This is a genomic window from Acetomicrobium sp., assembly GCF_059026225.1.
Genome location: NZ_JBWQOQ010000001.1, coordinates 115989 through 141044 on the forward strand (window position 1 = coordinate 115989; position 25056 = coordinate 141044).

The 25056-nt window shown below is 42.5% G+C and carries 31 protein-coding genes, 1 tRNA gene, 1 other RNA gene and 1 pseudogene; 5 read left to right on the forward strand and 29 right to left on the reverse strand.

The features are described from left to right. Positions 1 to 2: 2 nt before the first annotated feature. The 28 genes and pseudogenes from AC5SXE_RS00615 to AC5SXE_RS00750 all read right to left on the reverse strand — a co-directional run bounded on the left by AC5SXE_RS00615 (position 3) and on the right by AC5SXE_RS00750 (position 19823). Positions 3 to 548, reverse strand: coding sequence for an NADH-quinone oxidoreductase subunit C (locus AC5SXE_RS00615; RefSeq protein WP_303884250.1), 546 nt, complete (start codon positions 546 to 548; stop codon positions 3 to 5). Further along, positions 541 to 1017, reverse strand: a complete 477-nt coding sequence (locus tag AC5SXE_RS00620) for an NADH-quinone oxidoreductase subunit B family protein (RefSeq protein WP_433913118.1) — start codon at positions 1015 to 1017, stop codon at positions 541 to 543. Before AC5SXE_RS00620 ends, AC5SXE_RS00615 begins: the two co-directional genes overlap by 8 nt. Positions 1018 to 1029: 12 nt before the next feature. Further along, positions 1030 to 1371 carry a membrane-bound hydrogenase complex subunit MbhI gene (gene mbhI / locus AC5SXE_RS00625; protein WP_303884252.1) on the reverse strand — a complete coding sequence of 114 codons (342 nt, stop codon included), beginning with the start codon at positions 1369 to 1371 and terminating at the stop codon, positions 1030 to 1032. Continuing rightward, positions 1371 to 2930, reverse strand: coding sequence for a proton-conducting transporter transmembrane domain-containing protein (locus tag AC5SXE_RS00630; protein WP_303884254.1), 1560 nt, complete (start codon positions 2928 to 2930; stop codon positions 1371 to 1373). The genes mbhI and AC5SXE_RS00630 overlap by 1 nt, the downstream gene beginning before the upstream one ends. Then, complete coding sequence (locus AC5SXE_RS00635) at positions 2927 to 3274, reverse strand: sodium:proton antiporter (protein ID WP_303884256.1); 348 nt, start codon at positions 3272 to 3274, stop codon at positions 2927 to 2929. The genes AC5SXE_RS00630 and AC5SXE_RS00635 overlap by 4 nt, the downstream gene beginning before the upstream one ends. Beyond that, positions 3264 to 3758, reverse strand: coding sequence for an MnhB domain-containing protein (locus tag AC5SXE_RS00640; protein WP_493916292.1), 495 nt, complete (start codon positions 3756 to 3758; stop codon positions 3264 to 3266). Before AC5SXE_RS00640 ends, AC5SXE_RS00635 begins: the two co-directional genes overlap by 11 nt. A 5-nt stretch (positions 3759 to 3763) precedes the next feature. Next, positions 3764 to 4033 carry a hydrogen gas-evolving membrane-bound hydrogenase subunit E gene (gene mbhE / locus AC5SXE_RS00645; RefSeq protein WP_303884258.1) on the reverse strand — a complete coding sequence of 90 codons (270 nt, stop codon included), beginning with the start codon at positions 4031 to 4033 and terminating at the stop codon, positions 3764 to 3766. Beyond that, positions 4020 to 4295, reverse strand: coding sequence for a Na(+)/H(+) antiporter subunit B (locus tag AC5SXE_RS00650; protein WP_303884259.1), 276 nt, complete (start codon positions 4293 to 4295; stop codon positions 4020 to 4022). Before AC5SXE_RS00650 ends, mbhE begins: the two co-directional genes overlap by 14 nt. Positions 4296 to 4297: 2 nt before the next feature. Continuing rightward, on the reverse strand, positions 4298 to 4669 hold the full coding sequence (gene mnhG / locus AC5SXE_RS00655) for a monovalent cation/H(+) antiporter subunit G (RefSeq protein WP_310846808.1): 372 nt from the start codon (positions 4667 to 4669) through the stop codon (positions 4298 to 4300). A 1-nt stretch (position 4670) separates the two neighbouring features. After that, positions 4671 to 4925 carry a monovalent cation/H+ antiporter complex subunit F gene (locus AC5SXE_RS00660; protein WP_310846811.1) on the reverse strand — a complete coding sequence of 85 codons (255 nt, stop codon included), beginning with the start codon at positions 4923 to 4925 and terminating at the stop codon, positions 4671 to 4673. After that, positions 4922 to 5410: a Na+/H+ antiporter subunit E gene (locus AC5SXE_RS00665; RefSeq protein WP_303884489.1), complete on the reverse strand. Its 489-nt coding sequence runs from the start codon at positions 5408 to 5410 to the stop codon at positions 4922 to 4924. Before AC5SXE_RS00665 ends, AC5SXE_RS00660 begins: the two co-directional genes overlap by 4 nt. Positions 5411 to 5505: 95 nt before the next feature. Further along, the gene (locus AC5SXE_RS00670; RefSeq protein WP_310846815.1) at positions 5506 to 6444 is read right to left on the reverse strand and encodes an ABC transporter permease; all 939 of its coding nucleotides are present in this window, start codon (positions 6442 to 6444) and stop codon (positions 5506 to 5508) included. 6 nt (positions 6445 to 6450) lie between these two features. Continuing rightward, positions 6451 to 7383 (reverse strand): ABC transporter ATP-binding protein, encoded by a 933-nt coding sequence (locus AC5SXE_RS00675; protein ID WP_303884493.1) that lies wholly within the window; start codon positions 7381 to 7383, stop codon positions 6451 to 6453. Positions 7384 to 7385: 2 nt separating this feature from the next. Beyond that, on the reverse strand, positions 7386 to 8624 hold the full coding sequence (locus tag AC5SXE_RS00680; RefSeq protein ID WP_310846818.1) for a COG1470 family protein: 1239 nt from the start codon (positions 8622 to 8624) through the stop codon (positions 7386 to 7388). Between the two features lie 394 nt (positions 8625 to 9018). After that, positions 9019 to 9261, reverse strand: coding sequence for a hypothetical protein (locus AC5SXE_RS00685; protein ID WP_493916293.1), 243 nt, complete (start codon positions 9259 to 9261; stop codon positions 9019 to 9021). Between the two features lie 14 nt (positions 9262 to 9275). Further along, positions 9276 to 9938 (reverse strand): isocitrate lyase/PEP mutase family protein, encoded by a 663-nt coding sequence (locus tag AC5SXE_RS00690; protein ID WP_493916294.1) that lies wholly within the window; start codon positions 9936 to 9938, stop codon positions 9276 to 9278. A gap of 172 nt (positions 9939 to 10110) precedes the next feature. After that, positions 10111 to 11391 (reverse strand): TRAP transporter large permease, encoded by a 1281-nt coding sequence (locus AC5SXE_RS00695; protein WP_310846823.1) that lies wholly within the window; start codon positions 11389 to 11391, stop codon positions 10111 to 10113. Beyond that, positions 11385 to 11828: a TRAP transporter small permease subunit gene (locus AC5SXE_RS00700; protein WP_493916312.1), complete on the reverse strand. Its 444-nt coding sequence runs from the start codon at positions 11826 to 11828 to the stop codon at positions 11385 to 11387. The genes AC5SXE_RS00695 and AC5SXE_RS00700 overlap by 7 nt, the downstream gene beginning before the upstream one ends. A gap of 395 nt (positions 11829 to 12223) precedes the next feature. Further along, positions 12224 to 13219 (reverse strand): DctP family TRAP transporter solute-binding subunit, encoded by a 996-nt coding sequence (locus AC5SXE_RS00705; protein ID WP_310846829.1) that lies wholly within the window; start codon positions 13217 to 13219, stop codon positions 12224 to 12226. 129 nt (positions 13220 to 13348) lie between these two features. Beyond that, the gene (locus AC5SXE_RS00710) at positions 13349 to 14026 is read right to left on the reverse strand and encodes a GntR family transcriptional regulator (RefSeq protein ID WP_310846832.1); all 678 of its coding nucleotides are present in this window, start codon (positions 14024 to 14026) and stop codon (positions 13349 to 13351) included. A 528-nt stretch (positions 14027 to 14554) separates the two neighbouring features. Then, a pseudogene (locus AC5SXE_RS00715) lies at positions 14555 to 14701 on the reverse strand (transposase); the annotation flags it as partial. A 274-nt stretch (positions 14702 to 14975) separates the two neighbouring features. Next, a complete protein-coding gene (locus tag AC5SXE_RS00720) occupies positions 14976 to 15284 on the reverse strand; it encodes a transposase (RefSeq protein WP_493916313.1) in 309 nt (102 codons plus the stop codon). Positions 15285 to 15551: 267 nt separating this feature from the next. After that, positions 15552 to 16223 (reverse strand): hypothetical protein, encoded by a 672-nt coding sequence (locus tag AC5SXE_RS00725; protein WP_310846841.1) that lies wholly within the window; start codon positions 16221 to 16223, stop codon positions 15552 to 15554. A gap of 685 nt (positions 16224 to 16908) precedes the next feature. Next, positions 16909 to 17289, reverse strand: coding sequence for a DUF6538 domain-containing protein (locus AC5SXE_RS00730; RefSeq protein ID WP_310846842.1), 381 nt, complete (start codon positions 17287 to 17289; stop codon positions 16909 to 16911). A gap of 110 nt (positions 17290 to 17399) precedes the next feature. Then, positions 17400 to 17753: a transfer-messenger RNA gene (gene ssrA, locus AC5SXE_RS00735) on the reverse strand. Continuing rightward, entirely contained in the window at positions 17754 to 18212 is a 459-nt protein-coding gene (smpB, locus tag AC5SXE_RS00740; protein ID WP_303884497.1) for an SsrA-binding protein SmpB, read from the reverse strand. A gap of 62 nt (positions 18213 to 18274) precedes the next feature. Next, positions 18275 to 18352 (reverse strand) — tRNA-Pro (locus tag AC5SXE_RS00745). 145 nt (positions 18353 to 18497) lie between these two features. Continuing rightward, positions 18498 to 19823, reverse strand: coding sequence for a pyrimidine-nucleoside phosphorylase (locus tag AC5SXE_RS00750; RefSeq protein ID WP_310846847.1), 1326 nt, complete (start codon positions 19821 to 19823; stop codon positions 18498 to 18500). 204 nt (positions 19824 to 20027) lie between these two features. On the opposite strand from AC5SXE_RS00750, the gene AC5SXE_RS00755 reads away from it, so the two are divergent. The 3 genes from AC5SXE_RS00755 to thiS are packed head-to-tail and all read left to right on the forward strand — an operon-like array spanning position 20028 to position 22809. Next, complete coding sequence (locus tag AC5SXE_RS00755) at positions 20028 to 20411, forward strand: 4Fe-4S binding protein (RefSeq protein ID WP_493916295.1); 384 nt, start codon at positions 20028 to 20030, stop codon at positions 20409 to 20411. Between the two features lie 27 nt (positions 20412 to 20438). Next, positions 20439 to 22607 carry an aldehyde ferredoxin oxidoreductase family protein gene (locus tag AC5SXE_RS00760; RefSeq protein WP_303884502.1) on the forward strand — a complete coding sequence of 723 codons (2169 nt, stop codon included), beginning with the start codon at positions 20439 to 20441 and terminating at the stop codon, positions 22605 to 22607. Between the two features lie 4 nt (positions 22608 to 22611). Next, positions 22612 to 22809: a sulfur carrier protein ThiS gene (gene thiS / locus AC5SXE_RS00765; protein ID WP_303884503.1), complete on the forward strand. Its 198-nt coding sequence runs from the start codon at positions 22612 to 22614 to the stop codon at positions 22807 to 22809. Between the two features lie 91 nt (positions 22810 to 22900). Here thiS and AC5SXE_RS00770 read toward each other — a convergent pair whose 3' ends face one another. Beyond that, positions 22901 to 23536 carry a hypothetical protein gene (locus AC5SXE_RS00770; RefSeq protein WP_303884506.1) on the reverse strand — a complete coding sequence of 212 codons (636 nt, stop codon included), beginning with the start codon at positions 23534 to 23536 and terminating at the stop codon, positions 22901 to 22903. Positions 23537 to 23915: 379 nt separating this feature from the next. Between AC5SXE_RS00770 and AC5SXE_RS00775 the strand changes: the two genes are divergently transcribed. Next, the gene (locus AC5SXE_RS00775) at positions 23916 to 24233 is read left to right on the forward strand and encodes an isochorismatase family protein (protein WP_493916296.1); all 318 of its coding nucleotides are present in this window, start codon (positions 23916 to 23918) and stop codon (positions 24231 to 24233) included. 6 nt (positions 24234 to 24239) lie between these two features. Beyond that, positions 24240 to 25049 (forward strand): MBL fold metallo-hydrolase, encoded by an 810-nt coding sequence (locus AC5SXE_RS00780; RefSeq protein WP_303884510.1) that lies wholly within the window; start codon positions 24240 to 24242, stop codon positions 25047 to 25049. Positions 25050 to 25056: the final 7 nt, after the last annotated feature.

The window sequence follows — 25056 nt, forward strand, 5'->3', positions numbered from 1 at the left end:
TTCTAAGAAAGTTCCCTTATGTGTCTCGAAGAAAGCCCCGACTCATCGCGTCGCCATGGGTGAACTTTCTCATCCCAATCTTCGGGCAAAAAAACCAGTGATCGATCTGGTAAGCTTTCGAAAAACACGCCCAACATCTCGTGCATTTCTCGCTCGCTATATTCTATTCCCGGAATGCGATCGTAAAGGGAAGGCACTGAAAGTTCATTTTTCGGCACTAATACCGAGACGACGACGCCAAGTCTTTTGCCGCGCCCAGCGCTTGAAAATAAAGAAAAATGATAATTTAGCAAAATGCAATCTCCTACATCATCACCCGAGATAACGTGAAATATGGGAAAGTCAAATTCAGAAAGAAGATCGACCAACTCGATGAGGGCGTCTTTGCTGCAAGAGATCCAAAGGTCATGGAAGGCCACTTTTTCCTCCTTGCCGGCAGTTCTGGCTCTTATTTCTATATTTTTAATTTTATTTCCTAATTTTTCTTCCAAAAAGGATTTTAGCTCCTCCGCTGGTCTGGCTTCAAAGTTTAGCATTGCCTTATACATTGCCACCGCCTCCCGACTCAAGAAGCTCTTTTCTCTTTTCCTCGAGCTTAACGATCGCCTTGGTCACTCCATCTATGATGGCTTCGGGCCTGGGAGGGCATCCGTGAACATATACATCTACTGGAAGTATGTTATCCACTGGTCCATCCAAATTGTATGATTTATAAAATACGTCACCAGAGGCACCGCAGTTGCCTACGACTACGACGACCTTCGGACCAGGTATTTGAGCGTAAATGCGGCGCAACCGATCAGTCATATATTTCGTAACTGGACCAGTCACAAGGAGCGCATCGGCATGCCTTGGAGATCCCACCAACTTCATTCCGAAGCGTTCTATGTCATACCGCGGCGTAAGCAGAGCCACTATTTCAATATCACAGCCATTACAGGATCCACTGTTGCAGTGAAAAGCCCATATTGACTTTGGTAAAATTCCAAGCTCTTTTTTTATGTCCATCTTAAACATAACACGATCCTCCTACAAAAGAATCAAAAGCGAAATGATAGCAGCCGTGACGATGAGAAAGCCCATATAGTCGGAAAGGATGCCCGTATGAAGATTTACCAGTACTTCATAAAAACTGGCAAGGGCTTTTGTAAATCCCCAGTAAGACGAACTGGCTGGGACAGCCAGATCCTCTCCATCTTGCGGAACTGGATTACCACCGTAAAACACTTCGTCTTGATATGTACCCTTTTCGTAATCGCTCCTGCCCGTAAAGCGAATGAATAAAACTACCAACGCCCCAATGGCAAAAAACATTATCCAGGCATAGACGTTCCAATAACCAAAACCTGTGTATAGGGTCCCAATCGTCATCACAATCCACTCCCCATTACCGCCTGAATGTAGCTGGCCTGATTGACCAAATCACGAGCAGCTGGTTCGATCAAATTAGATAACGCCCAATTTGGCATCAAGCTCAACCCCAAGATCATCAAACACAAAACGGACATGCCTACGATCATGGTTAGAGGAACTTCCCTAGTAGAAGCCAGTTCCTCCCTTGATGGACCCAAAAACCCCGATTGAAAAACCTTCACGAATGAAGCAAGCGTGAGTATGGATGTAACCATCGCCACTACGGCTAAAAAGGGATGAACGACAAAGGACGATTCGTATATCAAAAGCTTCGACACAAACCCGTTGAACGGAGGCAAACCTGCAATTGCTGCGGCTGCCACGGCAAACATCATCGTCGTATAGGGCATATTTCTGGATATACCGCCCAGCTTATCGAGCTCTGTCGTACCCGTAGCGTAAAAAAGCGATCCCGCCGTCAAAAATAACAAGCCCTTGTACATGGCATTGTTTATAATATGAAAAATGCCACCCTTCATCGCTGTAAAGCCATATTCACTCATCGCTTGCGGACTTGATAGCGCTAGCAAACCTAAGCCGATCCCCATAAGCATGTAACCCGTCTGAGAAATGCAATGGTAAGCCATCAATCGCTTGGCTTCCTTTTGAATCACGGCCATAATTACGCCTATGAACATGGAAAGTAAGCCAAAAACTATGATAATCCACGCAAGAACAGACCCTTGAAACGCCTGTCCATACACGGAAAAAGCAATTCTAAACATGCCATAAAGCGAAGCTTGTCCCACAACAACAAGAAAGCAAGAAACTCCAGCAGGCGCCTGACCGTACGCATCTGGCTCCCACATATGCAATGGAACAGCCCCGCATTTCATTGCCATAGAAGTTATGAAAAGTACTAGCGCTACTTTTTCAAGAAAACCAACTTGCATGTTTTTGGCAACAGCAGCCATGTTAAGCGTTCCGTAGATGCCGTAAAGGATGCCCACCCCAATCAAGAACAAAAGTGCGACAAAAATTGATAAGACAGCATATTTAAAACTAGCCTCTACCGCCTCAGGTGAATCTCTCCAAAAGGCGATCAGCCCAAATGACGCCACTGAAGCTATTTCCAGAAAGACAAAAAAGTTAAAGAGGTCTCCAGTCGCCTCAAGGCCAAGCATTCCAGTAAAAAGGAGGAAGAATAGGGCTACAAACTTATTGCCATCGTGTACGCGATCTAAAAATCTTATTGAAAATAAACCACTCGCCAAGGTAGCCAAAGAACCTGTTAAAATCATAAAAGCCCCAAAGGCGTCAACCTCCATGATAATGCGTATGGGCAATGCCATACCCGAAGGTAAGGTCAAATTCCATTTTTCCCCACCCATAACATATACCATAGTTCCAGATATCCCGACTCGTCTCCACAAAAGGAAGGCTAACACGGTAGTTGCCACCAAAATAAAGGTAAACCACAAATTGCGCAGTATCGGCTTCACCATTAGCAACGCCACAAAAGCTCCTAACAATGGCACGGAAAGGACCAAGGCGGGAAGATGTACCTGCCAGCTCATCCCCTTAGCCTCCTTATCTCATAGACATCTAAAGTTTCGTAATGCTTGTATAAAAGCATGATCAAGGTCAACAAAAGCGCCGTAGTAGCTAAACCAATTACGATCGCGGTAAGCGTTAATGCCTGTGGAGTAGGTAAAACCATTTTCTTAAAATCACCGGCCAAGGTGTAAACAGGAATGGAGCCTCCAGTCCTATAGCCTAAAACTATAAGAAAAAGGTTTGTAGAGGATTCTACTACGCTCACAGCAATCGCTATTTTTATGATATTGCGCTTAAATAACACTCCATATAACCCTATGACGAACAATGCGCCGACTGCAATCATGGGCATATTATTTATCATCTTCGCTTCCCTCCTTGCCACCTTCCATCACATAACGCATGCCTAAGAACATGAATATGATTATCGTTGACAAACCGCCAACGACCTCAAGACCCACAGCCATATTTGCCAAAGCAATCGTTCCTGAGCTGTTCAAAATACCTGCGTTAGGACCTATGGTAACAGGAGAGCCGAATAGTCCGCCTTTTAACGCCAAAAAATTGTACAAAAAAGTTGTGGATAGGCCTAAAAATCCAATACCTACAAAAGTAATTAGCCCAAGGCCTTCGAAGGCAGTGAAGATATCCATTTTTACCCATTCAAAAAAGCGCTTTCCGCCATGGGCAACTAACAGAAGAGCAATAAAGGTAGCAACTATGGCACCGCCCTGAAATCCTCCACCTGGAGATAAATCTCCATGAATGATCACATAAGCTCCAAAGATTGCCACAAACCAAGCAAAAATATTGCATATAGTTCTGACGACTATCGATAAAGGTTTCATAGTGTCTACTCCTCCTTTCGGAAGAGCGCAGCGACGGACATTACAGCAGTAAAAAGCACTGCAGCCTCTCCCAAGGTGTCAAAACCACGGTAATCAAAGACTATCGATGTTACCACGTTATTGGCCGCACGCTCGCTTTGCGCGTTGGCTATAAAGTAATCATCCATGGCAGGTTCTCTTGGTTCGCCAAAGGGATGAATATCATATAACCCTTGACACAAAATTCCCACGAAGACCACGAAAAAGATTAAATAAATTATCCTAGGACCTTTCATCTTTATCGTTCCCCTTCCTGCGCCAGCCGGATGACTGGCAAGCTCTAAGGGCCATTATATAGATGGCCGTGGTCAACCCAGCTCCGATGGCAGCTTCCGCAATGGCTACATCAGGCGCTTGCAAGATATAAAACTCCAACGAAATGAGCAGGCTCATTGCGCACAAAGAGATCACGGAATTCAGCAAATTATCGAACCAAATTGCAAAAAAAGCGGATATCATAATCGCCAACAGTATAGCAATATGAGCTATGTCCATCATGATCAATTCTCACCCGCCTCTTTTTCCGCCAACTTGTCGACTATCCCCAAAGGTTTAACGCCACTTCTATGTGCGGCACGCGCTATAGCATGTGCGCCTGTAGGATTTGTAATCAGGAGCGCAAATATTGCGATTACGACATGAATGGTAAAGGTTATAAACCTCGGCTCACCTGTTGTTACGTATTTGGATATTGCGTAAACCACTACTGATGCCGAAGTAAAGATGGAACCAAATGTGGTACATTTTGTCGTTCCGTGAAGACGGGTATATACATCTGGGAACCTGTACAAGGCTATAGTTCCTAGCACATTAAAGGTTAATCCTATTCCTAAAAACAGCTTTATCAAAATCGCTACCGTTAATCCGTTCAACTTAAAAACCTCCCTCGACGTGACGTGCGATGAACAAGGTGCCAACGAAAGACAATGCAGCATACACGATCGCTATATCCACCATGACGATGGAGTCAAATATAGCGCCGAGGATTATCATTGCCGCGACCACCAAGGTGTTAATCGTATCCAAAGCCACGACTCTATCCGGAATGGTAGGTCCCATTATCAAGCGCCCGGTCACGGCGAGAATTGCCATGCCAAGTATTAAAAATACAAGTGCAAATGCACTCATAGCTCCACCACCTTCTTAGCCCAATCCTCAAAGGGACCGTAAACATCTCTACCACTTGGCTCGATATTTGTTATGTTGATCCAATGAATGTAGTAAGTGCCATTATCTTCATCGACATCAACAGTCAAGGTACCCGGGGTCAGCGTAATGGAGTTAGCCAACATAGTAATTGCGTAGGCATTTCTCAAGGAAGTTTCCACACGCACGATGCCGGGATTAATTTTCCCCGTTATGACCCTATAGGCAACATCAAGGTTTGCTTTAGTCATTCCCCATAGAAAGGGGCCAAAAATAAAAGCAATCAGCTTTATCCACCTGTCCGGTCGCAGGGCAGTCATCCTATATAATCCAGGACTCCATGAGCGACACGCATAGGTAATTATTGCGCCCAAAATGATCGCTATCACCACTTCGCTTAGCGGAATCATCCCTCCGGACCATACAAAGAGCAAGTACATGACGACCGATGCTATAAAAATAACCATTAAACGGACACCCCCCTTTCGGGACTACGTTAAAAAACAAACTAGTGCATGAAACTGCTTAAAACTCATTTGGAACAAGCCCGGAAAATATGGTTTTAAGTTGACCTGATTTCCTTTCTCATAAACGCCAAATACGATACGGCAAAGCAAATAATGGAAGCTGCAACCAACGCCACAAATTGTGGCCATACCACAAGCATACTTTGACCGAGCGAGAGCGGCGTTAAAATGAGGCCCTGCAATTGAGTTTCAAACATGGGCCCGAACACTCTCACAGTCGGATTTAAGATAGCAGCAGAAATCTCTTCCAACAGCACAGCCGGCGAAAACCGCAGTAACATTGTCCTCAAACTTTCATGCTTTGCGAGCAGCTCCGGCGTGGATTGCCTGGTTATAGGATAAACTTCATCAGCTATGACACCAGCTATCATATAAACGAAAAATGCTAGAAAAATCCAAATCGCAATAGACGTTAGCGCAGAGGTAGAGCTTTTTTCAAAAACTATGGAAAAAAGAATCGCAAGGCTGGTCCAAAAAGCTATATACAAAATACACGCAATGAAGAATAAAAAGGCCCTGGCTACCTCTTGCCCATTTGGAACGACCCCCAACTTTGCAATGGAGATACCAGCAATCATCACCATGATGCTTGCAATCATTATAGCTACAGTAGCAATGGAGGCGAGAAACTTCCCGTTTATTATGACATCGCGATAAACGGGCTGAGAAAGTATTAAACTCAGCGTTCCCCTCGTACGCTCTCCATTAATGGCATCAAACCCAAGGATAATTCCAAGCAGAGGACCGAAAAAGCTTATGAAAAATAGGAACGAGGGAAGCCCCCCACCTGACAAGGAAAATAAACTTAAAAACAAATATTCCTCGTTCAGAAACTGTTGTTCTCTTAATGCTTCCGAAGCTGTGTATGAAGAAAATAGCCCCGTTATAACTACGATCAAAGCTATCAGCATGAATCGCCTGCTTCCGAATTGATCGGTTAATTCCTTGAGGAACACGGAAAGTAAGCCGCTCATATAATATCACTCCTCTCGGAAGTACCGAATATAAATCTCTTCCAAGCTATATTCCCTCCCTTTAACCTCGATGGGAAGGAACCCCCTCATAACGACCTCACGCACTATGTCGAGCTTTCTTTCTTCATTAAACTTTAAGATAATGGAATTGTTCGCAATCTTTTTTTCGAGTACTCCATCTATCCCGTCGAGCTTGCTTAATGCTTCATCGCTAATGTAGTCGTAAGTCAATTTCATGATACCCTCTCGTTCGCCTAAAACTTGCCTGCCAATTTCTTCTATGCTTCCTTGGGCAACCATTTTGCCCCTAAACATTATCCCAACCCTATCGCAAACTTGCTGCACTTGATATAGGAGATGAGAGCTCAGCAAAATACTTACCCCCATCTCCCTGCTCATTTTACGTATCAGATCCAATACTTGTTCGGTGCCCTCTGGATCAATGCCCGTAGTTGGCTCGTCCAAGATAACAAGCTTCGGTTCTTTTATAAGAACAGAGGCCAATCCAAGACGCTGCCTCATTCCTTTAGAATAAGTACCCACTAGCTTATCCTTAACCTCTAAAAGCCCGACAGTGGTCAAAACTTTATCTATCTTTTTAATAGCCACATCTTCCGGTATTCCATTAAGCTTCGTAAGGTAAAGCAAATTTTCCTTCGCCGTTAAGTCCTCGTAGAAACCCACGTTTTCAGGCAAATAACCAGTAATCCTTTTAACCTCGAGAGGTTCTTTATTCGGGTCATACCCACAAACGCGCACAACCCCGGCAGTCGGCTCGGTCATTCCCAGTAGCATCAGTATAGTCGTCGTTTTTCCTGCCCCGTTAGGCCCAAGGAGCCCGAAGATCTCGCCTTGGGCCACGTGGAAGGTTACGCCATCTACTGCTTTAAAGCCGTTATAGTCTTTTACGAGATCCTGAACCTCAACCACCAAGGCCATCTTTATCGCCTCTTAAGCTTTGCAAAAATCCCAAAAAGTAGCGCAATAACTACTATAATAATGCCAACGCCTATCCATCCCCAAGTGGTGGGAACCTTGACGGTGGCCCTGAGCTCGATGGATCGTTTGTCCTGGTCGCCTGCTGCCGTAAGCACCACTTGATAATCTCCCGGGATCGTCCTTTCGGGAGCTTTAAAAATAACCTCTACTATCTCCGGTTTCTCCGTCTTAGCTAATGGCTCAAGAACGCCTATCTTATCGGGCTTAAACGTGATCTCCCAGTCTTCAGGCTTGCTAGCGACTAAGAAGGATATATTTTCTATGGGTGCAGAACCTTCGTTCCATACGTAGAATATCTGCTGGCTTTCCTTGCCGGCCACTATATCGAAGTTAAGCCTTCTGGTCTCAGGAACAATCTGCAATTTATATGTACCTTCCACCACTACTTTGAGATCCAGCTTCACGTCGCTATCCCCGGCCTTAGTATGAAACTCCAAAGGATATTCGCCTTTCTCCGTCTCAATGGGAGGAACAACGGTAAAATTCAAGGTCTCGCTCGAGTTTGCAGTAATTTTTATCGAATTAATTCGTTTATCCGTTTCCCATCTGGGGGTGACATAAGCATTCCAACCAGATGGCGTAACAGTGACAAAATCAACGACTACTTCTTTATCGGAATTGTTTTTCGCCTTAATTTCAAAGCTCAATGATTTGCCAGCCGCTCCTTCTAATACAGGATATTTCGTTTCGAGCTCAATCCTGCCAGCACCAGCATCAACGGCCACTTTGCCGCCTTTAAGATGCACAAAAACCGGATACTCACGTGCTACCCCATTTGCGGATGCCTTCACGATGAACTTGTAGTTTCCAGGCTCTGCGTTCTCACCCGGTTTAATACGTAACTTTATATTGACTTCTTTATTTTCATCTCCCGTCCCCAATCGTACCCTGCTGACTCCAAAGCCGCCCCATTGGGAGCTCACAAACCTTACATCCCAATTGTCAGCTTTGGGATCGCGTTCTACTTCAAGTTTGACATCAACATCGTCATTTGTCATGTTTCTCAAATTAACGTCTACGTGAACTTCGTCTTCCGTGCCCATTTCAATCCCGGTAAAGGGGATATGAACTGCAAAATTTCTTTGCTGCGCAGTTGCCTCACTGGCCAAGAAAGTAAACAATACTCCAATTATTAGAATTAATATAAAGTATTTTTTGTGCACATTCATTGTTGTGTGCATTGAGCCCCTCACCCTCCCAGCTAATTTTTGTTTTATGTCAAAAGAAAGAATACCCTACTATTCTAGAAAGTTCAAGGAGGTTTTAACACTCCATACATGCTAACTTCTTCACAAATCTGAAAAATATAGTTCTTGGTAACGCCTTGTTATTAATATAATCCTTAAAATGATTACCATTGGCGATGTTTATTCAGTCGCATATACCCGTGACAGTTTGCTATAAATAATCCTGATCATAAAAGCAACGTATGGACCTTTACTACGCGAATAAGGCCGAAGTTTCCGTAAACCCCTGTTAAACCTCGGCCTTAAATAAAACTTACCTCGCTAATGCTCCTTGAGATAGTAAAGCATTGACCTATTAGTCAATTCTAACAACGCTAATGCAGCGCAATTAAACTACAATCTTATCTTTCCCTTTATATTTTTCATCGATGAGATTCTTGGGAAGATATTTTTCCTCCAGTTTTCTAATGTTTTCGAGGTTAACTACCTCTGCAAATTCTTTAAATGAAATAAGTTTATCGAGATAATTAGCTGAGACTCCTTTTTCCTTAATCTCGCTCATAACATCAAACATACCTTTAGCAGCAGCAAAAAGAGAAGAAAGAGCAGGAACTATCCATTTATAACCCATCTCTTCTGCTTCCTTTATCGGAATAAAGGGTGTTTTTCCCCCTCAATAAGATTAAGCATGAGAGTAACATCCTTTAGCTCCGAGGAAGTTTTTTCAATCTGTTCCCTTGTTTCCATAGCTTCCATGAATATCATGTCCACTCCAAGGTCAACAGCCCTTTTAGCCCGATTAAGAGCATCTTCATATCCGTTAACTGCTATGGCGTCTGTTCGATAGATAATAATAAAATCTGGATCAAAGTCTTTCCTGGCATCCATTGCAGCACGAAGCTTTCCTTCCATTTCTTCATATGGTATCACCTGCTTGCCTTCCATATGCCCACACCTTTTGGGAGCAACTTGATCCTCCATAAAGAGCCCCGCAGCACCTGCATTTATATACTCTTGTACTGTTCTATACACATTGATAGCGTTGCCAAAACCATTATCAGCATCACCAACCACAGGAATGCTTACAGCCATTGCTATTGATTTTACCTGAGAAGCCATCTCAGAGAGAGTAAGAAGTCCCACATCAGGCTGTCCTAATATAGCAGCAGCAGTGCCGTATCCTGAGTGTTGTAAGGCTTCAAATCCAATCATTTCACAAATTCTGGCACTTAGAGAATCGTAAACTCCAGGCGCTATAACAGCCTTAGGCTCCTTAAGCCTGTTTTTTAACACTGTAGATCTTTTCACAGCTACCCCTCCAAATATAGTAGTTATAGTAAAGCTTTGCGGACACTTCCTTGAAAATTACCGAACATATTCAAGATTAACTAACAATTTCTTATTACTTATAAAAGAACTGGTTGTTTTATTTTGACTATATTGCCCCTTTCTTCAAAAAATATGCATTCTGTTTTTTGCCTTAATGCATTATCGATGGGAGCCAGAGACTTATCTGTGGAAATACTATAGATAACACCAACATGAACCCCATGAGTATGATAAAAGGCCAAACTCCCTGGATAACATCGGACATGCTAATATCATCACGCAGTCCGTTAATAACGTAGAGATTCATCCCCACAGGGGGCGTTATCAAGGCCATGGTCATATTTACAACAAGAATGACAGCATACCAGATGGGATCAATATGCAATGCATGAAGGATAGGTGTAACCAGAGGCATAGTAAGTAGAATTATCGATACAGTCTCAAGAATTGTCCCTAGTATTAACATGAGCAAGTTCATAGCAATGATAAACATCAAAGGCGACAGGTTGTTCTCGATAACCAATTGTGTCAGCTTCTGGGGTATCATAAGCATAGTCATAACCCTACCAAAGAGGACCGCTGCCGCAATTATGATTGCTATCATACAGGAAGTACCTACTGATTTCAGGCAAATTTTAGGTAATTCCTTCAATTTTATCGTCTTATAAACTACAATAGTAATAAATAAACTGTATACTAAGCCCACTGCAGCAGCTTCAGTGGGGGTAAAAATTCCGCTGTAGATACCACCTATTATCAATAGCGGAAGAAGTATTCCCCAAATATTCCTTCGGGTTATCCTTAACCTTTCCGACCAACCTGTTTTCTCCATTGGGGTAAATCCGCCCCTCTTGCTCTTTATAATCGCGTAAATAACAAATATGACTGTTAGCAAGAAGCCTGGCACTATACCTGCAATAAACAGCTTTCCCACTGACTCCTCTGTGATTGCACCATATAGAATCATGGGAATACTTGGCGGAATCAAGATACCCAAGGTGCCGCCAGCAGCCAATAGCCCCAAAGTAAATTTTTTATCATACCCTCTCTCAATCATAGCAGGATAGGCCACCATTCCAATGGTTGCGGCAGTCGCAGCTCCAGACCCTGTTATAGCCGAAAAGAAGGCACAGGCAAGAATTGTTGCAATAGCAAGGCCTCCTGGGAGGTGTCTTACCCAGGCGTTCATTACTTCAAAAAGATCGTCTCCTACTCGCCCATCTAAGAGAATCTGACTCATGAGAATAAATAAGGGTACGGCCAGAAGGGTAAAGCTTTCCAATCCTGAAAGCATAGTTGAACCAACTATTTTTACGGGGAGATTATTTAAAAATATCAGTAAGACAGAGGTAGAACCAAGAGAAAAAGCCACAGGAAGCCCAGTGAAAAGAACGACTAAAAGAAGACCTATAACCACAAAAAAGCCTAACATGGTTGATCACCATCCCTCCCTGTCCAGCCGTTAAGCGAAAACATTTTCATGCCTATAATTATAATGAACTGCAGTGTTAGAAGGCCGAACCCCACAGGAAGGGCAAGTTGAGGAATCCATAATGGCACTCTTAATGGAGTCGCAGACAGTTTGTTATATTTCAGTGTGCCCTTTAGCATCTCTATGCCCTGGAACGTTACGTATGCTGAAAAAAGCATTCCGATAATACTAGTAATAGTTTCAAGCACACTTTGTGTTTTTTCCGAAAGGTGGACAGTTAAAAGGTCTATTTTGACATGTTTTCCCACCTGCAAAGTATAAGCTGCACCTGCAAGCATAGCCCACATAAAAATTATAATTGATACCTCTTGAGCCCAAATGGTTGGCGAGTTGAATACATACCTTGCTACAACTTCATAAAAGAGGATAATCCCCATGGCCAAGATGCTAATGCCACCACAATATCCAATTAGAAGATTCAGCCTTTCCGCATGCTTGTTTAAGGATGAGAACACACCAATTCCCCCAATCTTATCCTAAATTGGTTGATACTGTTGTTCGCTATTAAAAATGTTGTATAAGAAATAAGAGCGAACCAAGTGCTTAAAATCGTGAGTCTATATCATCCAATGCTTTTTCACAAAACATCTCTCCATGACCAGGCAAACTTTTACCCAAGACAATTAGTTGGCTAGATACAGACGAATAATTTGCGCTAATCGCTGCTTCATTTTTTATTTCTATAGGAGGAGAGTTTAAGTTTTCTCCCCCTATAGCTTCCTATCTTGCTGTATGCTATACTATTTGTTCTAAAATTTTACTTTAGTTACATCTAATCAATCGATTCTAAAATTTCCATGAGCGTTTCGCCAATCTCGCCAGTCTGCTCAACAAATTCAGCCCTTACTGATTCAGTTGCCCTTTTAAAAGCGTCTCTTTCTTTGTCATTAAGCTCGTAAACCTCAACTCCGCCGTCTTTAATAACGTTATAGGCCTGTTCTTCTGCTTCTGCTATAGAACCACGTATAAATTCAGCTGCTTCCTCTCCAGCTTTAAGGAGAACTTCTTTTTCGTTGTCTTTAAGAGAATTCCACCAGTCAAGATTACCCTGCACAAAGAATTGAGCAGTTGTATAGTTAGCAAGAGTCATATATTTCTGTACCTCGTAGATCTTTCTGGAAACAGCCGCAGGCATACCGGTAGTAGCACCATCAACGGTACCTCTTTGAAGGGCCATGTACATTTCAGAGGAACTCATTACCACAGGAACACCACCAAGTGCCTTAATAGTATCCGCAGAACCCTTGCTAAAGGCTCTTATCTTGAGCCCTTTAAAATCATCGGGTTTTGCAAGTGGGCGTTTGCTGTTAAACAACTGAACGAGACCATAATCAACCCAGAAAACAATTTTTGCACCTTTGTCCTGAAATTCCTTATCTAGGATTTTTCCCGCGCCACTTTCTATAAACTTTTTAGGGGAACTAAGATCTTTAAAAGCGAAGGGTAGCTCAAAAATATCTGCCACTGGAACCATTCCCGACCATTTATTTACCGGTACTAGCGCAAGCTCTACTAAGCCTTCCTGTACAGCTTCAACTATTTCAGTATCTTTGAAAAGCTGTGCAGAGTGAAATGCCTCGACTTTCATTTCTCCACCAGAGTATTCGGCTACTCTCTCAGCAAAAAAATCCATACCTTTAGAAATAAAATGGGATGGTGGGAATTGGTTCGAAAGCCTCCACATCGATGCCGCCATCGCGGGTAAAGCGCCAAGGGTTAAAATAAATACAGCCGCTGTTACCATTAGAGTAAACCTTCCTAGTTTCACTATCTTACACCTCCACAATTTTTATTTTTCTAATTACTGCTTACTTTCGTTATCACAAATTGTGCCCATATATGTTCATAATTAATATTCCAATTCGTCGACAGATCGACATTTCATAAACTTAAAAGATTAGACTTCTTTTATATTTTCTAGCCTTCTTGCAAAAAGACTCCATGACCTAATTTGTCTTAGTTTTTCTAAGTCTCCACTCTTCAAACATTCCAAAATTTTGTAATGACTTGAAGCTGCTGCCTCTAAATTTTTTTCATGGGCCAAATCATCGAGCATCCCTAACTCCAACTGATGATACAAATCAGAAAGGATACGCAATGTCCGTGGGCGCTCTGCTTTTAACCACGTATAACGGTGAAACTTGATATCCTTTTTTAGGAAAGTGGGAATCTTTTCATCTGTAGACACTTCAGATCTTGCAACTTCAACCATCTGATCTACAAGAGATACGAGGTATTTAAAATCAGCTTCCTTCAAAAGTTTATTTTTAATAAGGATCTCATAAATATTTCCTTCTAAAAGATAACGTAACTCGTAAATCTCTTCCATTTCCTTCATTGAAAAAGCACTGACGAATGCACCTTTATGAGGAATGGTTGTTACCAAACCTTGGCTTTCAAGACGATGAATAGCCTCCCTTACAGGAGACCGGCTAACGTTAAGTTTTTTCGCTATTTGGGATTCAATAATCTTATCTCCTTTTTTATAGCTTTTAGAGACAAGAATTTGGTATTTTAAGTAGTCCACTACTTTGGAGGTAATAGTCTCATCAAAACACAATCCCCTAGAAGTCATACTTTACACTCCTTACGTATTCAAACAATTTATAATTGGTCGACAATCGACATTTATATCATACTATAATATACAGAACTTAAGAATTATTTGCAACTTCAATAACAACAAAAAATTGTAAATGGCATTTCAGATAATTATCAGGAATGATCCTCCTCAATGTCATAAATTTTACTGGAGCTTTCGTGGAGGGGTTAAAATCAACCAAGACCAGGTTTACAACAATTTGCGAACTGTCTTAAAGTGATGAAGAGCATAATTCTTGACAGGATGAATTCGTAAAAAATACAAAATCGGATACTCCTAGTAAAAGAAACGGATGGCTTACCCAAGGGGCTAGCCCTTAACTCATCTCCTAGATAAGACTGCAGCAGAATGCTTGAAGAGAAGTTAAATAATTGCAGTCTAAAAGGATACAAAAAAGACAGTCCTTGGAAGTTGTCCCATTGACTGCCCAAGTTTTTCTGGGATCAAGCCCTTAATTTTCTGTAAAAATTACCCTCCATTTCGAAGTATTTCTTGCCTCATTTACCATGTCTCGTCCTGTTCCATCAACAACGCTCTTACCCGCCTCAACGCCGATTCGCAGTTAGGAAATATCCGGATCACGCGTTCTCTCCGCCTTATCTCCTGATTCAGCCTTTCTTGTCCGTTTGTGGTCCGAAGCCTCTTCCTGCAGGATGTCCATAGCCCTAGGGGCTTTCGTTGAAAACACTTCAAGCGTCAAATTCAGAATATGTCGTGCTGTAGATATGTCAGGTGCTTCAAAGATCGCCCTCAAGGTATGACTTTAGGTCTTTCTGCATGTTCTTGGGATATGAGTTAAACAACCTGGTGAAGTGAGTCTGACACCTCTGCCAAGTCGATCCTTGAAAATGCCTCTCTACGACGTTGACCAACCTTACAAGTTATCCGATACCACTACATCTACCCCTTTAAGCCCTCTTGCCTATAAGTCCTTGAAAAAGTCAGACCAACTTTCCTCAGTCTCGCTATTTTCTAACTCCATCTCCAAGATCTCCCTATATCCTTCCTGGTTAATTCCTGTAGCTAAAGGCGCGCTAAAGGGCCTTACCTGCTCACCTTCTTTTGTCTTGATGACAATGCCGTCCCTTATCTGAGGTACTCTTAATGTCAAGGTCTTAACTTCGGTGGTTAGATGCCTTTCCTTATATCCGTTTCGCATTCCCTTTCTTCCGTGCGTTCGTAAGGCTTTCGCATTGATCTGTTTTAGTTCGCTGTTGCTCCAGAAGTTGATTTGTAAATTTTTCTACGACTTTCTTCAAGCATTCGTCGTTGCAAGAAAATAGAGACGTCAATCCTCCTCATTCAAGGTAACATAATATTGGGTCATCGCTGACCCTTTCGATAGTTTGGGTATGTGATAACTTTGTTTTATCAGAGGGCGATGACCCTTTCAAATTACTTTAGAAAGGTGTCATCCTAAATTTTACAGATAATATCATACGTGACTCGAATTTTTGTCTATTTGCCAAATAACTATACAGTTTATTCAATCTAAGTCTTATTCTGTTTCTAGCTCGTTCATCAAAGATTTCCTTTCATCAAGTAATGTCATGATAGACGGTAGTGCTTCTTCAACTGAGCTAATTATTTGTGGAATATTAATTAATTTCTGAGGATAATCAACTATCGTAGCCTTCTCCCCAGTTTCTTTGTTTTGAAACGTGATAAAAGTAGCAATACCTACGCCAGTGTTTTCTAAATCAACGGTAATATAGTTCCATTTTCCATTAACTTTTCCAATATTTTTACCTTTCTCTGGAAGTGATACATTTGTTTTATGAAGTTTTTCAGACAAGTCATTAGCCTTTTGCAGCATTGGTACCAACTGATTAAGTTCATCTCTTGTTAACCAAAAAGCCCACCATGATTTATGCAAATCTGTATAAATAATAGCATCAGCATAATCATAAAGACCATATGAATATATCAATACACCTTGTTCACCATAAGGGGTTGTTGAATCGAAAAGAATATTAGGCAAAAACATACCAACTGATATATTCCTTAATACACCAATAGGATTTCCTTTCTCATCAATCCATATTTCCTCATTGCCAATTGTTACTGAATTACCACCTGGTAAACGGGTCAAAAAAAATGCATAGCTAGGACATGTCAAAGAAAAAACTATGACTGCCAAGATCATAAGCTTTACAATTAAACTTTTCATAACATTGCCCCCTTATTTTTATTTTGCGTTTTATTATACTGTTCTATCTAAATGATGTCAATGTCGATTGAATTACTAACTCATCTTATCATTTATTCATATAATAATGCAATAATATCTATTACTAGAATATCTAAACAAATAAATAATTAATGAAGATATACAAATTATCTAATCTTATATCACGTCGTCATAACTACCTATTAATTGACTAACTATACTACACCCTTTAGGACATTGCTAATTGGCATAAGAGTAAAGGTGGTATCTCACCTAATGGCACTCTAAGGTTTTCTAATTCCTTTAAACTTACATATCCAAACTTTTTTTGTTGAACATCATCCACATCTTTTTGTTGGTTTCCTAAACTATCTAAAGGCCAGCGGGCCATTTCGATCAAGATAGGCAACTATAATTAGATTTCTTTAATTTTAACTTCTCGAAACTGTGACTCAATCCACTCCTTGCTGTAAATTTCTTCAGTAAAAAATAGAGCGAAGGCTGTTTCAAAGAAATATAGGTGCTGGGATAGTTGTTTATTCGACGCTCGAACTACTGGGGCATCCCATTTTCCATGACCAATTTAGAGGCCAACACCTCAATCCATGTTTCAGATGGAACATCTCCCCTAATAAGTTTTCCCTGCTCAAACTGCATCAATTTTTGAAGAACCTTAATTTTATCTTCAGAGCTTGTCTGGATCCTGGATCCTTTCTCCAGTTTCTCCATCAATTTTAATTACATAATCGCTAATGCCCATGGCACGTAGGTCTTCAAGCTCATCTTTCTTGTCCTGAATCCAGCGAACAACAATCTGTCGTATTTGATCCAATTGGTCCTCTTGCATAAATTCAATTCTCCTCCAATACAGCAAAATTTGGTTAACCATAACATCCCAAAAAACTGCTAGAGAACGAGCCTCTCTAACATTTGATGTGCCTAAACTGATTTTAGTTTCTTTTATTCCTATTTTACCACTTACATCTCCTGGTAATACCCTCCTGTAATAAAATTTTGTACCACGTAATATTAGATGACTTGCTGACTTCCCTGGACTTTTAGGCATTTTTGCACCACCTTTTTGTACCAAGCTGCAAATCCAAGGAAAGTTTAGTAAACTGAAGGGATAATAAAAGCAGTCCCTGCCTCTGTTTGCAAGGACTGCTTAATATTTTCTGGTGGAGGCGGGGGGAATCGAACCCCCGTCCGACAAGGGCCAGCCGTGAAGTTCTACGGGCGTAGTCCCTGTTTTAATTTTCGGCTAAGCGCTCTCCCAGGGACAGGATCTCGCTTGCCTATCCTCCCAGAATGTCCCCTCAGACAGGGAGGAGCTGTCTGAGGGCTTGCCACCTATTGTGACGCCTGTCGATATCGCAGTGGCAACGATATCGCAAGCGTGACCGCTACTTAAGCAGCCAGTGCGTAGTTTTCTTTGGCACTTATTGTTTTTTCCGCCTGTTTAACGAGGCTTGCGGAGACCTCGACCCGCTCCTCACGACCCTCCACATGCCGTCGAAACCTTTCGCCCCCTTAACGCTTAGTTACCTTTCGTGCTCTTTCCATCTCAAGTCGTGCATCCCTTTCGGCAATCGCACGACGTTTATCGTAGACTTTTTTGCCTTGCGCTAACGCCAACTCAACTTTAGCCCATTTACCGTCTTTCAGGTATATAGAAAGCGGTATAAGCGTTAAGCCCTTTTGCTGAGTTTTGCCAATTAGCCTACGAATCTCGTCCTTTCGAAGCAACAACTTTCTTGGTCTCAAAGGATCGTGATTATAATAAGCAGTTTTTTCGTACGGCGATATATGGACGTTATACAACCAACATTCGCCATTTTCTATTTTGGCGTATCCATCCTTTAAATTAACCCGCCCCTCCCGAACCGACTTTATCTCGGTGCCTGTAAGGACGAGTCCAGCTTCATAGGTTTCTAATATAAAGTAATCATGTCGCGCTCTTCTGTTTTGAGCGATTATCTTTCTGCCCATAATCCCTCCTCCAAGTCAAAGTATACCGAAATGTACCGAAATAGTCAATATTGATCAAAAAATGGTCGGGGCGAGAGGATTTGAACCTCCGACCTCCTGGTCCCGAACCAGGCGCGCTGACCAAACTGCGCTACGCCCCGAGCGTGATCATATTATCATCAAAGGAGCGTTATTTTCAACCAGATTTTTAAAAATTCACTAGCAAACTTTTGCACAAACCCTCAATGAGTTTGCCTGAATTACGTATAGCATTTTTCGCTCACTTTAAGCATGAAATATGTCGAGTCATAACAATTCCACACCTTCATCTTTCACCACGGCATATATCAATTTACTCGATGGCACCTTTTGCTTAGACGTTTTAATAGCACCCTTAACCTCCGGCAATACATCTTCAAGAAGCCCCTCGTCGTTTCCGTGGATCGTGGCGATTATTTCCCCTTCACATACATGATCTCCTACTTTTTTATATAATACTATGCCAACAGAATGATCAATTTTATCATCTTTCTTCGATCGACCCGCTCCGAGCATCATGGCGCACATTCCAATTTTTTCTGCCTCCAGTTTCGAAACGTAACAATCTTCCTGCGCTTTGAGTTCATATTTAATTCTGGCACGTGGCAAAAGAGAGTAATCTTCTAAGGCATTGGCATTTCCACCTTGTGCCTTGACCATCTCTTTAAGTTTTTCCATTCCCTTACCGGTGACAAGCGCATCCTGAAGCATCTCCCGGGCTTCGCCGCTGCTTCGCGCAATGCCGGATAAGATCAACATATAACTTCCAAGCGTCAAACACACCTCCATTAACTCCTTCGAACCATGCCCTTTTAATGCCTCACATGCCTCTATCACCTCAAGGGAGTTGCCTATGGCTCGTCCCAGGGGTTGGTTCATATCTGTTATGACTGCTATTGTCCTTTTGCCGAAGCTTTCGCCTATTCCTACCATTACCTTTGCCAAGGCCAGAGCATCATTAAGATCTTTTATAAAGGCACCTTCTCCAACTTTTACGTCTAAGACTATGGCATCGGAACCACCGGCTATCTTTTTGCTCATGACGGAACTGGCTATGAGCGGAATAGAGTCAACCGTAGCGGTTACATCTCGAAGGGCATAAAGCTTCTTGTCCGCCGGAACGAGATCTTCCGTTTGGCCTACTATAGAGATGCCAATCGCATTTACGATGCCAACAAACTCCTCAAGGGACAAATAGACCCTCATGCCGGGAATCGCTTCTAATTTATCCAGCGTTCCTCCGGTATGTCCAAGTCCCCTGCCCGACATCTTGGCCACGCGAACGCCGCAAGAGGCAACTAAGGGACAAACAATTAAAGTTGTCGTATCGGCTACTCCGCCTGTGCTGTGCTTGTCAACCTTAACACCTTTAATGCCCGAAAGGTCCACAACCTTGCCGGAATGCACCATGGAAGCTGTAAAGGAAGCAACTTCCCTGTCATTCATGCCCCTGAAATATATAGCCATTAAAAGGGCTGCTATTTGATAATCAGGAATATCTTCGGATGAACAACCCTTCATGAAAAAGTTTATTTCATCGTCCGTTAAAGCGATACCATCTCTTTTCTTTTTTATGATATCAACTACTCTCATGTCTTGCTGGCACTGCCTCCCCCTTTAATATATCCATTGTAATCGATAAATAATCCGAGTTTCCTGCAAATTCCACTAGTACCTATGATTAAACTCTGAATTATATCATAATTATAATTATGATATAATTTTTAAAGCACCTATTCGCTTAAAGTCATTTTGGGGGGAAGGAGAAAAAAATCAAGACACTAAGGGGGGAGAGACGTGAAGTGGCTTGCAACTTATCCGGAGCGATGCGTAGGATGTGAAAGCTGTATGTTAACTTGTTCGAAGACTTGGTTCAAAGAGGAGAACAAGGAGCTGTCAAGGATCAAAGTATTGCAAAAGGACTCGGGCTATGAAATTAACGTATGTAATCAGTGTGGCATATGCATCGATATTTGTCCTACCTTGGCTCTCAATCGAGACGCTAGCGGGGTTGTTCGATGTGATGAAAGCAAGTGCGTAGGATGTCTAATGTGCGCAGGGTTTTGTCCGACAGAAAGCATGTTCATAGCTGATCAAAAAGACAAGCCGTTCAAGTGCATAGCCTGCGGCATCTGCAGCAAGGAGTGCCCTTCGCAAGCACTCGAACTAATGCAAGATTAACTGAGGGGGATAAAGGGGGAGATATTTATGAATAAAATGAAACTTCTTGCGGAATGGGAATACGAACCGGTGAAGATACAAAGGGGTTACGCAGGAAGGACTCTTTACGTCAATGTTGGGGGTTTTAGCTTTAAAGAAAAACCTGTATCCGAAGATATGAAAGAAAAATTCATCGGAGGAAGGGGGTTTGGCCTTAAACTGCTGTGGGATGCTGTAAAGGATACGACAAAGTGGAACGATCCTGAAAACGAGCTGGTGATTTCAGGCGGTCCTTTGTGTGGCATCACGCAATATCCTGGTTCCGGGAAATGCTACACAGTTTTCATCTCACCGCTTACTGAACAAACTTACGACAGCAATGCGGGTGGTCATTTTGGTCCCCTTCTAAAGTTTTCTGGCTGGGACGCCTTAGAAATTCAGGGCAAAGCTGACCGCGACGTCATCGTTTTCATCGATGGAGACAACAATAAAGTGGAAATTTACGAATCACCTTTTGAAGATGTAAACGCATTTACCGTGACTGAAGCCTTACACGAATACTTTGCAGAAAACGAAGAAGACAAGCGTAATATTTCAGTGGTATCAACGGGCAAGGGCGCGGAAAACTCCTATTGGGGATGTCTAAACATGAGCTTTTATGACTTGCGTCGTAAAGCTCCGCGCTTAAAGCAAGCAGGAAGGGGCGGAGGCGGCACGGTCTTTAGAAATAAGAAACTGGCTGCAATCGTTGTAAGAAAAAGAGGAATCGGTCCAACGAGCAACAACCCGGCTGATTTATCCACTTTACAAAAGGTCGGGCTTAAACTCCATAAAGAAATTCGAGACTTAGACGACCAGCAAAACAAAATGCGCAAGGTAGGAACGCCTCATTTAAACGAAATAATGAATGAGTACCACCTACTTCCCGTTCACAATTACAAGTTTGGTCAACACCCGGAGGCTGATAAAATCCATTCTGAGGTATTTGGAAAGCTCTTTACACAAGGAATCCCCGACGGATGCTGGCATGGATGTTCTATGGCTTGCGCCAAAGCCGTTGATGGTTTTGAACTTAAGACAGGTCCTCTAAAGGGGAAAAAAGTCACCGTTGATGGTCCTGAATACGAGACATGTGCAGGATTAGGATCAAACATCGGCATATTCGATCCGGAATGGATCATCGAGGCAAACTTTTATGCTGACCACTACGGCATCGATACCATATCTTCGGGAACAGGGTTTGCCTTTGTGTGCGAATGCTACGAATTGGGTTTTCTGAATAAAGACATCACCAACGGACTTGAGCTGAAGTTCGGCTCGAAAGACGATCTAATGGAATTGATACACAGAATAGGTCGTGGAGACGATGAATTCGCACGTATTGTAGGGCTTGGCGTACATAGAATGAAAAAGATATTTGCTGAAAAATATGGAGCTCCCTTCGAAGTGATGGAAAAGATAGGGATGGAAGGCCAAGGCATAGAGGTTTCGGAATACGTCCCGAAGGAATCAGTAGCTCAATGGGGCGGTTATTTCCTCACCCTTAAAGGCCCTCAGCACGATGAGGCCTGGTTGATATTCATGGACAGGATTAACAAGCAACTGCCCACCTTTGAGGATAAAGCCGAAGCACTCCACTACTTTCCAAACTTCAGGCTATGGTTTTCATTGGTGGGTGTGTGCAAATTGCCGTGGAACGACATTGAACCTGCAGACAACGTGATCAAATACAAAGGCATAGAGGCCGCCAAAGTTCCGGAACACGTTCAAAATTACGTGGATCTCTTTAATGCCGTTACGGGAAAAAATATCACAAAAGAGGAGCTCATAATACAATCCGAGCAAGTTTATAACTTCCAGCGCGTTTTCCAATTGAGACTCGGCAAAGGAACTCGCAAAGACCACTATATCCCCTTAAGGGCGATAGGTCCAGTATTCCCGGATGAGTGGGAAGCAAGAGCTGAGTATTACGATAACGAATTAAAAGCTACTGGCATTGATCCTGAAGGACTGACGACCGAGGAAAAAATCAAGAAACTCCAAGAATATCGCTTACCTCAATGGGAGCAACTGGTTGACGCTGTTTACAAGCGCCGGGGCTGGAACAAAAATGGTATTCCAACCATAGAGACCTTAGAGCGTTTAGGAATAGACTATCCGGAAGTCGTCGAAGTGGTGAAAAAACACTTAAAACCCGAGGATGAGTGGGAGGAATAAATACGTGATCAAGGTAAATGGCGAGGAAATGCAGTGGCGTCCAGGGTTAACGGTTAAAGACATCCTCGAAGCAAAAAGATACATATTTCCTATGATCGGAGTTTGGATAAACGACAAGCCCATTCCTCGCGATAAATTTGAAACAACTATTGTTAACGATGGAGACGATGTTAAGGTCATTCACATGATATGTGGTGGATGATTTAATTAAATTTATCCCTTAACTTCGTTAAGTTAATCCATCTTAACATCAAAAACCAAAGGGGCGTGTTCGCCCCTTTGGTTTTCTTCAGTTAAGGTGTCTTGCTATCATCGTTACTCTTGGGCAGGTTATTGTTTCTTCTCCGAAGCTTTCCTTTCCAGAGTAAGCCACGTTTTTCGTCACTGCTTACTTCCTTAAAAAGCGGGACTTCAGCCCAACCCCAAGGTGTTAGAAGAAGGAAGCGAAGTGAAACACCGATTTCTGCTAGGGCCTTCATATGCTTTGAATACTGAAGCACCTCGCTTAAATCCCAATTTTCTCCTATGATCCATATTCTGCGGCAGATATCACGAGCAAATAGCGCTGCGTGATCTATGGCCCATCTTATCGCTTCCTCGTTATCCACTGGAGTAAAAGAAAGAATTACTGCCTCTTCATGGTTACATTCCTCAATCTCAGGAGCTACTAAGTCAGCGTATTCCTTGACCCACGCCAGCTGTTCAAGCATATACTGGGGGTCATCGAGATCATACCCTTCGGATGCGAGATCCTCTATACGCTTGACCTCATCGCCATCTGACACGAAGCCCCACATGAACCCTTGCATCTGAGAGAGCAACCTCTCTATAAACGGTGGGTACTCTTGCATGGACATCATCTTCAACAAATCCTCCACATAAAGTTGTTCGCTGTCGTCAGCATCATGTCTATCCTTCTTATTCGTCATGACTCCTACACCTCCCGCCATCCTGTACAGTTGATGGCCGAACGAGAATAACACAATGGTAATAAAAATTCTAGTGGAAAATTTAATGCTTTTGAAGCAAAATAAATATAAAATAACCCATAGAAAGGGGACTGTATCCCATGATATCCTATAAGCTTAAAAAAAATCAATCTCAGCTGGTAATAATAGACGTTCAAGAGCGACTGTTGCCTGTCATAGCAAATAACAAATCAATCGTAAAACATTCTAAGCTTTTGCTAAGGTGCGCACAAGTACTTTCTATCCCCGTAAAATACACTGAACAATATCCGAAAGGACTTGGGCCAACAGTTTCAGATATATCAGACCTTCTCCCCCCGAAACCCCCCGATTTGAGAAGGTGCACTTTTCCTGCTACGATGAACCTGGCTTCATTGATTTTCTTGGAAACGAACGAAGACAAATCGTACTGGCGGGAATTGAAACACACATATGCATTTTAGCCACAACCTTAGATTTGCTCAAGGAAGGATACCAGGTAGTTGTTGCACTGGAAGCGGTGGGAAGCAGGCAAGAAGAACATAATCTCGCGGCGCTTAAAGCCGCTTCACAATGCGGAGCCCTTGTGCTACCCACTGAAAGCATAGTATATCAATGGCTAAATGTGTCCGGGACTCCTGAATTTAAGGAGATGTTGCCCTACTTCAAGGAGCAATGACGAGTAATGCAGGATGATTTCGACCTTTTTTACAACGGAGCTTTCCTAAAGTTTTTTGGAACGGGCGGAGCGAGGTTTGTCATGATAAACCAGACTCGTTCCACAGCGGGTATATGGTTGGGTCTTTACGGGCACCACGTCCTAATCGATCCCGGACCTGGATCACTTGTGAAGATCTGCGAGGCCGGGAAACCATTTGCTCCAGAGATCCTCGAAACTATCATTCTCACCCATAAGCACTTGGATCATAGCAATGATATAAACGTAATGGTAGAAGCTGTAACCCACGGCGGTTTTAAAAGACGTGGCACCCTCATTCTCCCTGAGGACGCCGCTTTCGGGGAAGGTCGCATCCTGCTTTCCCACTTTCAAACAAAAATAGGAAACGTTTATTATTGGCAAGATAAAAAAGAAACCGAACTACACGATGGGAGTATCGAGGCGGTCAAGCTAATTCACCATGGCGTGGAATGTTACGGTTTCATATTAAAACATCCAAAAATAGCACCTTTAGGGCTCATCAGTGACACGCGTTATGACGAAGATATCATAAAAAGGTATGGAGGATGTGAAATTTTAATAATCAATATGACCTTTCATCGTGTTAGAGATGGCATAGATCACTTAGGCGCAGACCACGTAGCACTTATAAGAGATTATGTGAACCCCAAAATGATTATATTAAACCATTTTGGCCGAGGTGTGGTCGAAAAAGGACCAGAAAGGATAGCCTCGATGTTATCAAAAGATTACTGCAAGGTAGTGGCACCTTTCGATGGACAGGAGTTCGAAATAGAGACTTTTAAACCTATTTGATAGGAGG

Bases quoted from the DNA above. Each gene is read 5' to 3' on its own strand.
- AC5SXE_RS00660 (WP_310846811.1), bottom strand. From the start codon at position 4,925: ATGAGTGCATTTGCACTTGTATTTTTAATACTTGGCATGGCAATTCTC.
- AC5SXE_RS00760 (WP_303884502.1), top strand. From the start codon at position 20,439: ATGAATAAAATGAAACTTCTTGCGGAATGGGAATACGAACCGGTGAAG.
- AC5SXE_RS00685 (WP_493916293.1), bottom strand. From the start codon at position 9,261: ATGGGTTATAAATGGATAGTTCCTGCTCTTTCTTCTCTTTTTGCTGCT.
- AC5SXE_RS00630 (WP_303884254.1), bottom strand. From the start codon at position 2,930: ATGAGCTGGCAGGTACATCTTCCCGCCTTGGTCCTTTCCGTGCCATTG.
- AC5SXE_RS00640 (WP_493916292.1), bottom strand. From the start codon at position 3,758: ATGAAACCTTTATCGATAGTCGTCAGAACTATATGCAATATTTTTGCT.
- AC5SXE_RS00700 (WP_493916312.1), bottom strand. From the start codon at position 11,828: ATGGGGATTATCCTCTTTTATGAAGTTGTAGCAAGGTATGTATTCAAC.
- mbhI (WP_303884252.1), bottom strand. From the start codon at position 1,371: ATGACGATTGGGACCCTATACACAGGTTTTGGTTATTGGAACGTCTAT.
- AC5SXE_RS00695 (WP_310846823.1), bottom strand. From the start codon at position 11,391: ATGTTAGGCTTTTTTGTGGTTATAGGTCTTCTTTTAGTCGTTCTTTTC.
- AC5SXE_RS00665 (WP_303884489.1), bottom strand. From the start codon at position 5,410: ATGGTTATTTTTATAGCATCGGTCGTCATGTACTTGCTCTTTGTATGG.
- AC5SXE_RS00710 (WP_310846832.1), bottom strand. From the start codon at position 14,026: ATGACTTCTAGGGGATTGTGTTTTGATGAGACTATTACCTCCAAAGTA.
- AC5SXE_RS00670 (WP_310846815.1), bottom strand. From the start codon at position 6,444: ATGAGCGGCTTACTTTCCGTGTTCCTCAAGGAATTAACCGATCAATTC.
- AC5SXE_RS00770 (WP_303884506.1), bottom strand. From the start codon at position 23,536: ATGACGAATAAGAAGGATAGACATGATGCTGACGACAGCGAACAACTT.
- AC5SXE_RS00680 (WP_310846818.1), bottom strand. From the start codon at position 8,624: ATGCACACAACAATGAATGTGCACAAAAAATACTTTATATTAATTCTA.
- AC5SXE_RS00675 (WP_303884493.1), bottom strand. From the start codon at position 7,383: ATGGCCTTGGTGGTTGAGGTTCAGGATCTCGTAAAAGACTATAACGGC.
- AC5SXE_RS00730 (WP_310846842.1), bottom strand. From the start codon at position 17,289: ATGCCTAAAAGTCCAGGGAAGTCAGCAAGTCATCTAATATTACGTGGT.
- AC5SXE_RS00635 (WP_303884256.1), bottom strand. From the start codon at position 3,274: ATGATAAATAATATGCCCATGATTGCAGTCGGCGCATTGTTCGTCATA.
- smpB (WP_303884497.1), bottom strand. From the start codon at position 18,212: ATGGGCAGAAAGATAATCGCTCAAAACAGAAGAGCGCGACATGATTAC.
- AC5SXE_RS00725 (WP_310846841.1), bottom strand. From the start codon at position 16,223: ATGAAAAGTTTAATTGTAAAGCTTATGATCTTGGCAGTCATAGTTTTT.
- AC5SXE_RS00615 (WP_303884250.1), bottom strand. From the start codon at position 548: ATGTATAAGGCAATGCTAAACTTTGAAGCCAGACCAGCGGAGGAGCTA.
- mbhE (WP_303884258.1), bottom strand. From the start codon at position 4,033: ATGAAAGGTCCTAGGATAATTTATTTAATCTTTTTCGTGGTCTTCGTG.
- AC5SXE_RS00750 (WP_310846847.1), bottom strand. From the start codon at position 19,823: ATGAGAGTAGTTGATATCATAAAAAAGAAAAGAGATGGTATCGCTTTA.
- AC5SXE_RS00620 (WP_433913118.1), bottom strand. From the start codon at position 1,017: ATGTTTAAGATGGACATAAAAAAAGAGCTTGGAATTTTACCAAAGTCA.
- AC5SXE_RS00650 (WP_303884259.1), bottom strand. From the start codon at position 4,295: ATGATGGACATAGCTCATATTGCTATACTGTTGGCGATTATGATATCC.
- AC5SXE_RS00780 (WP_303884510.1), top strand. From the start codon at position 24,240: ATGCAGGATGATTTCGACCTTTTTTACAACGGAGCTTTCCTAAAGTTT.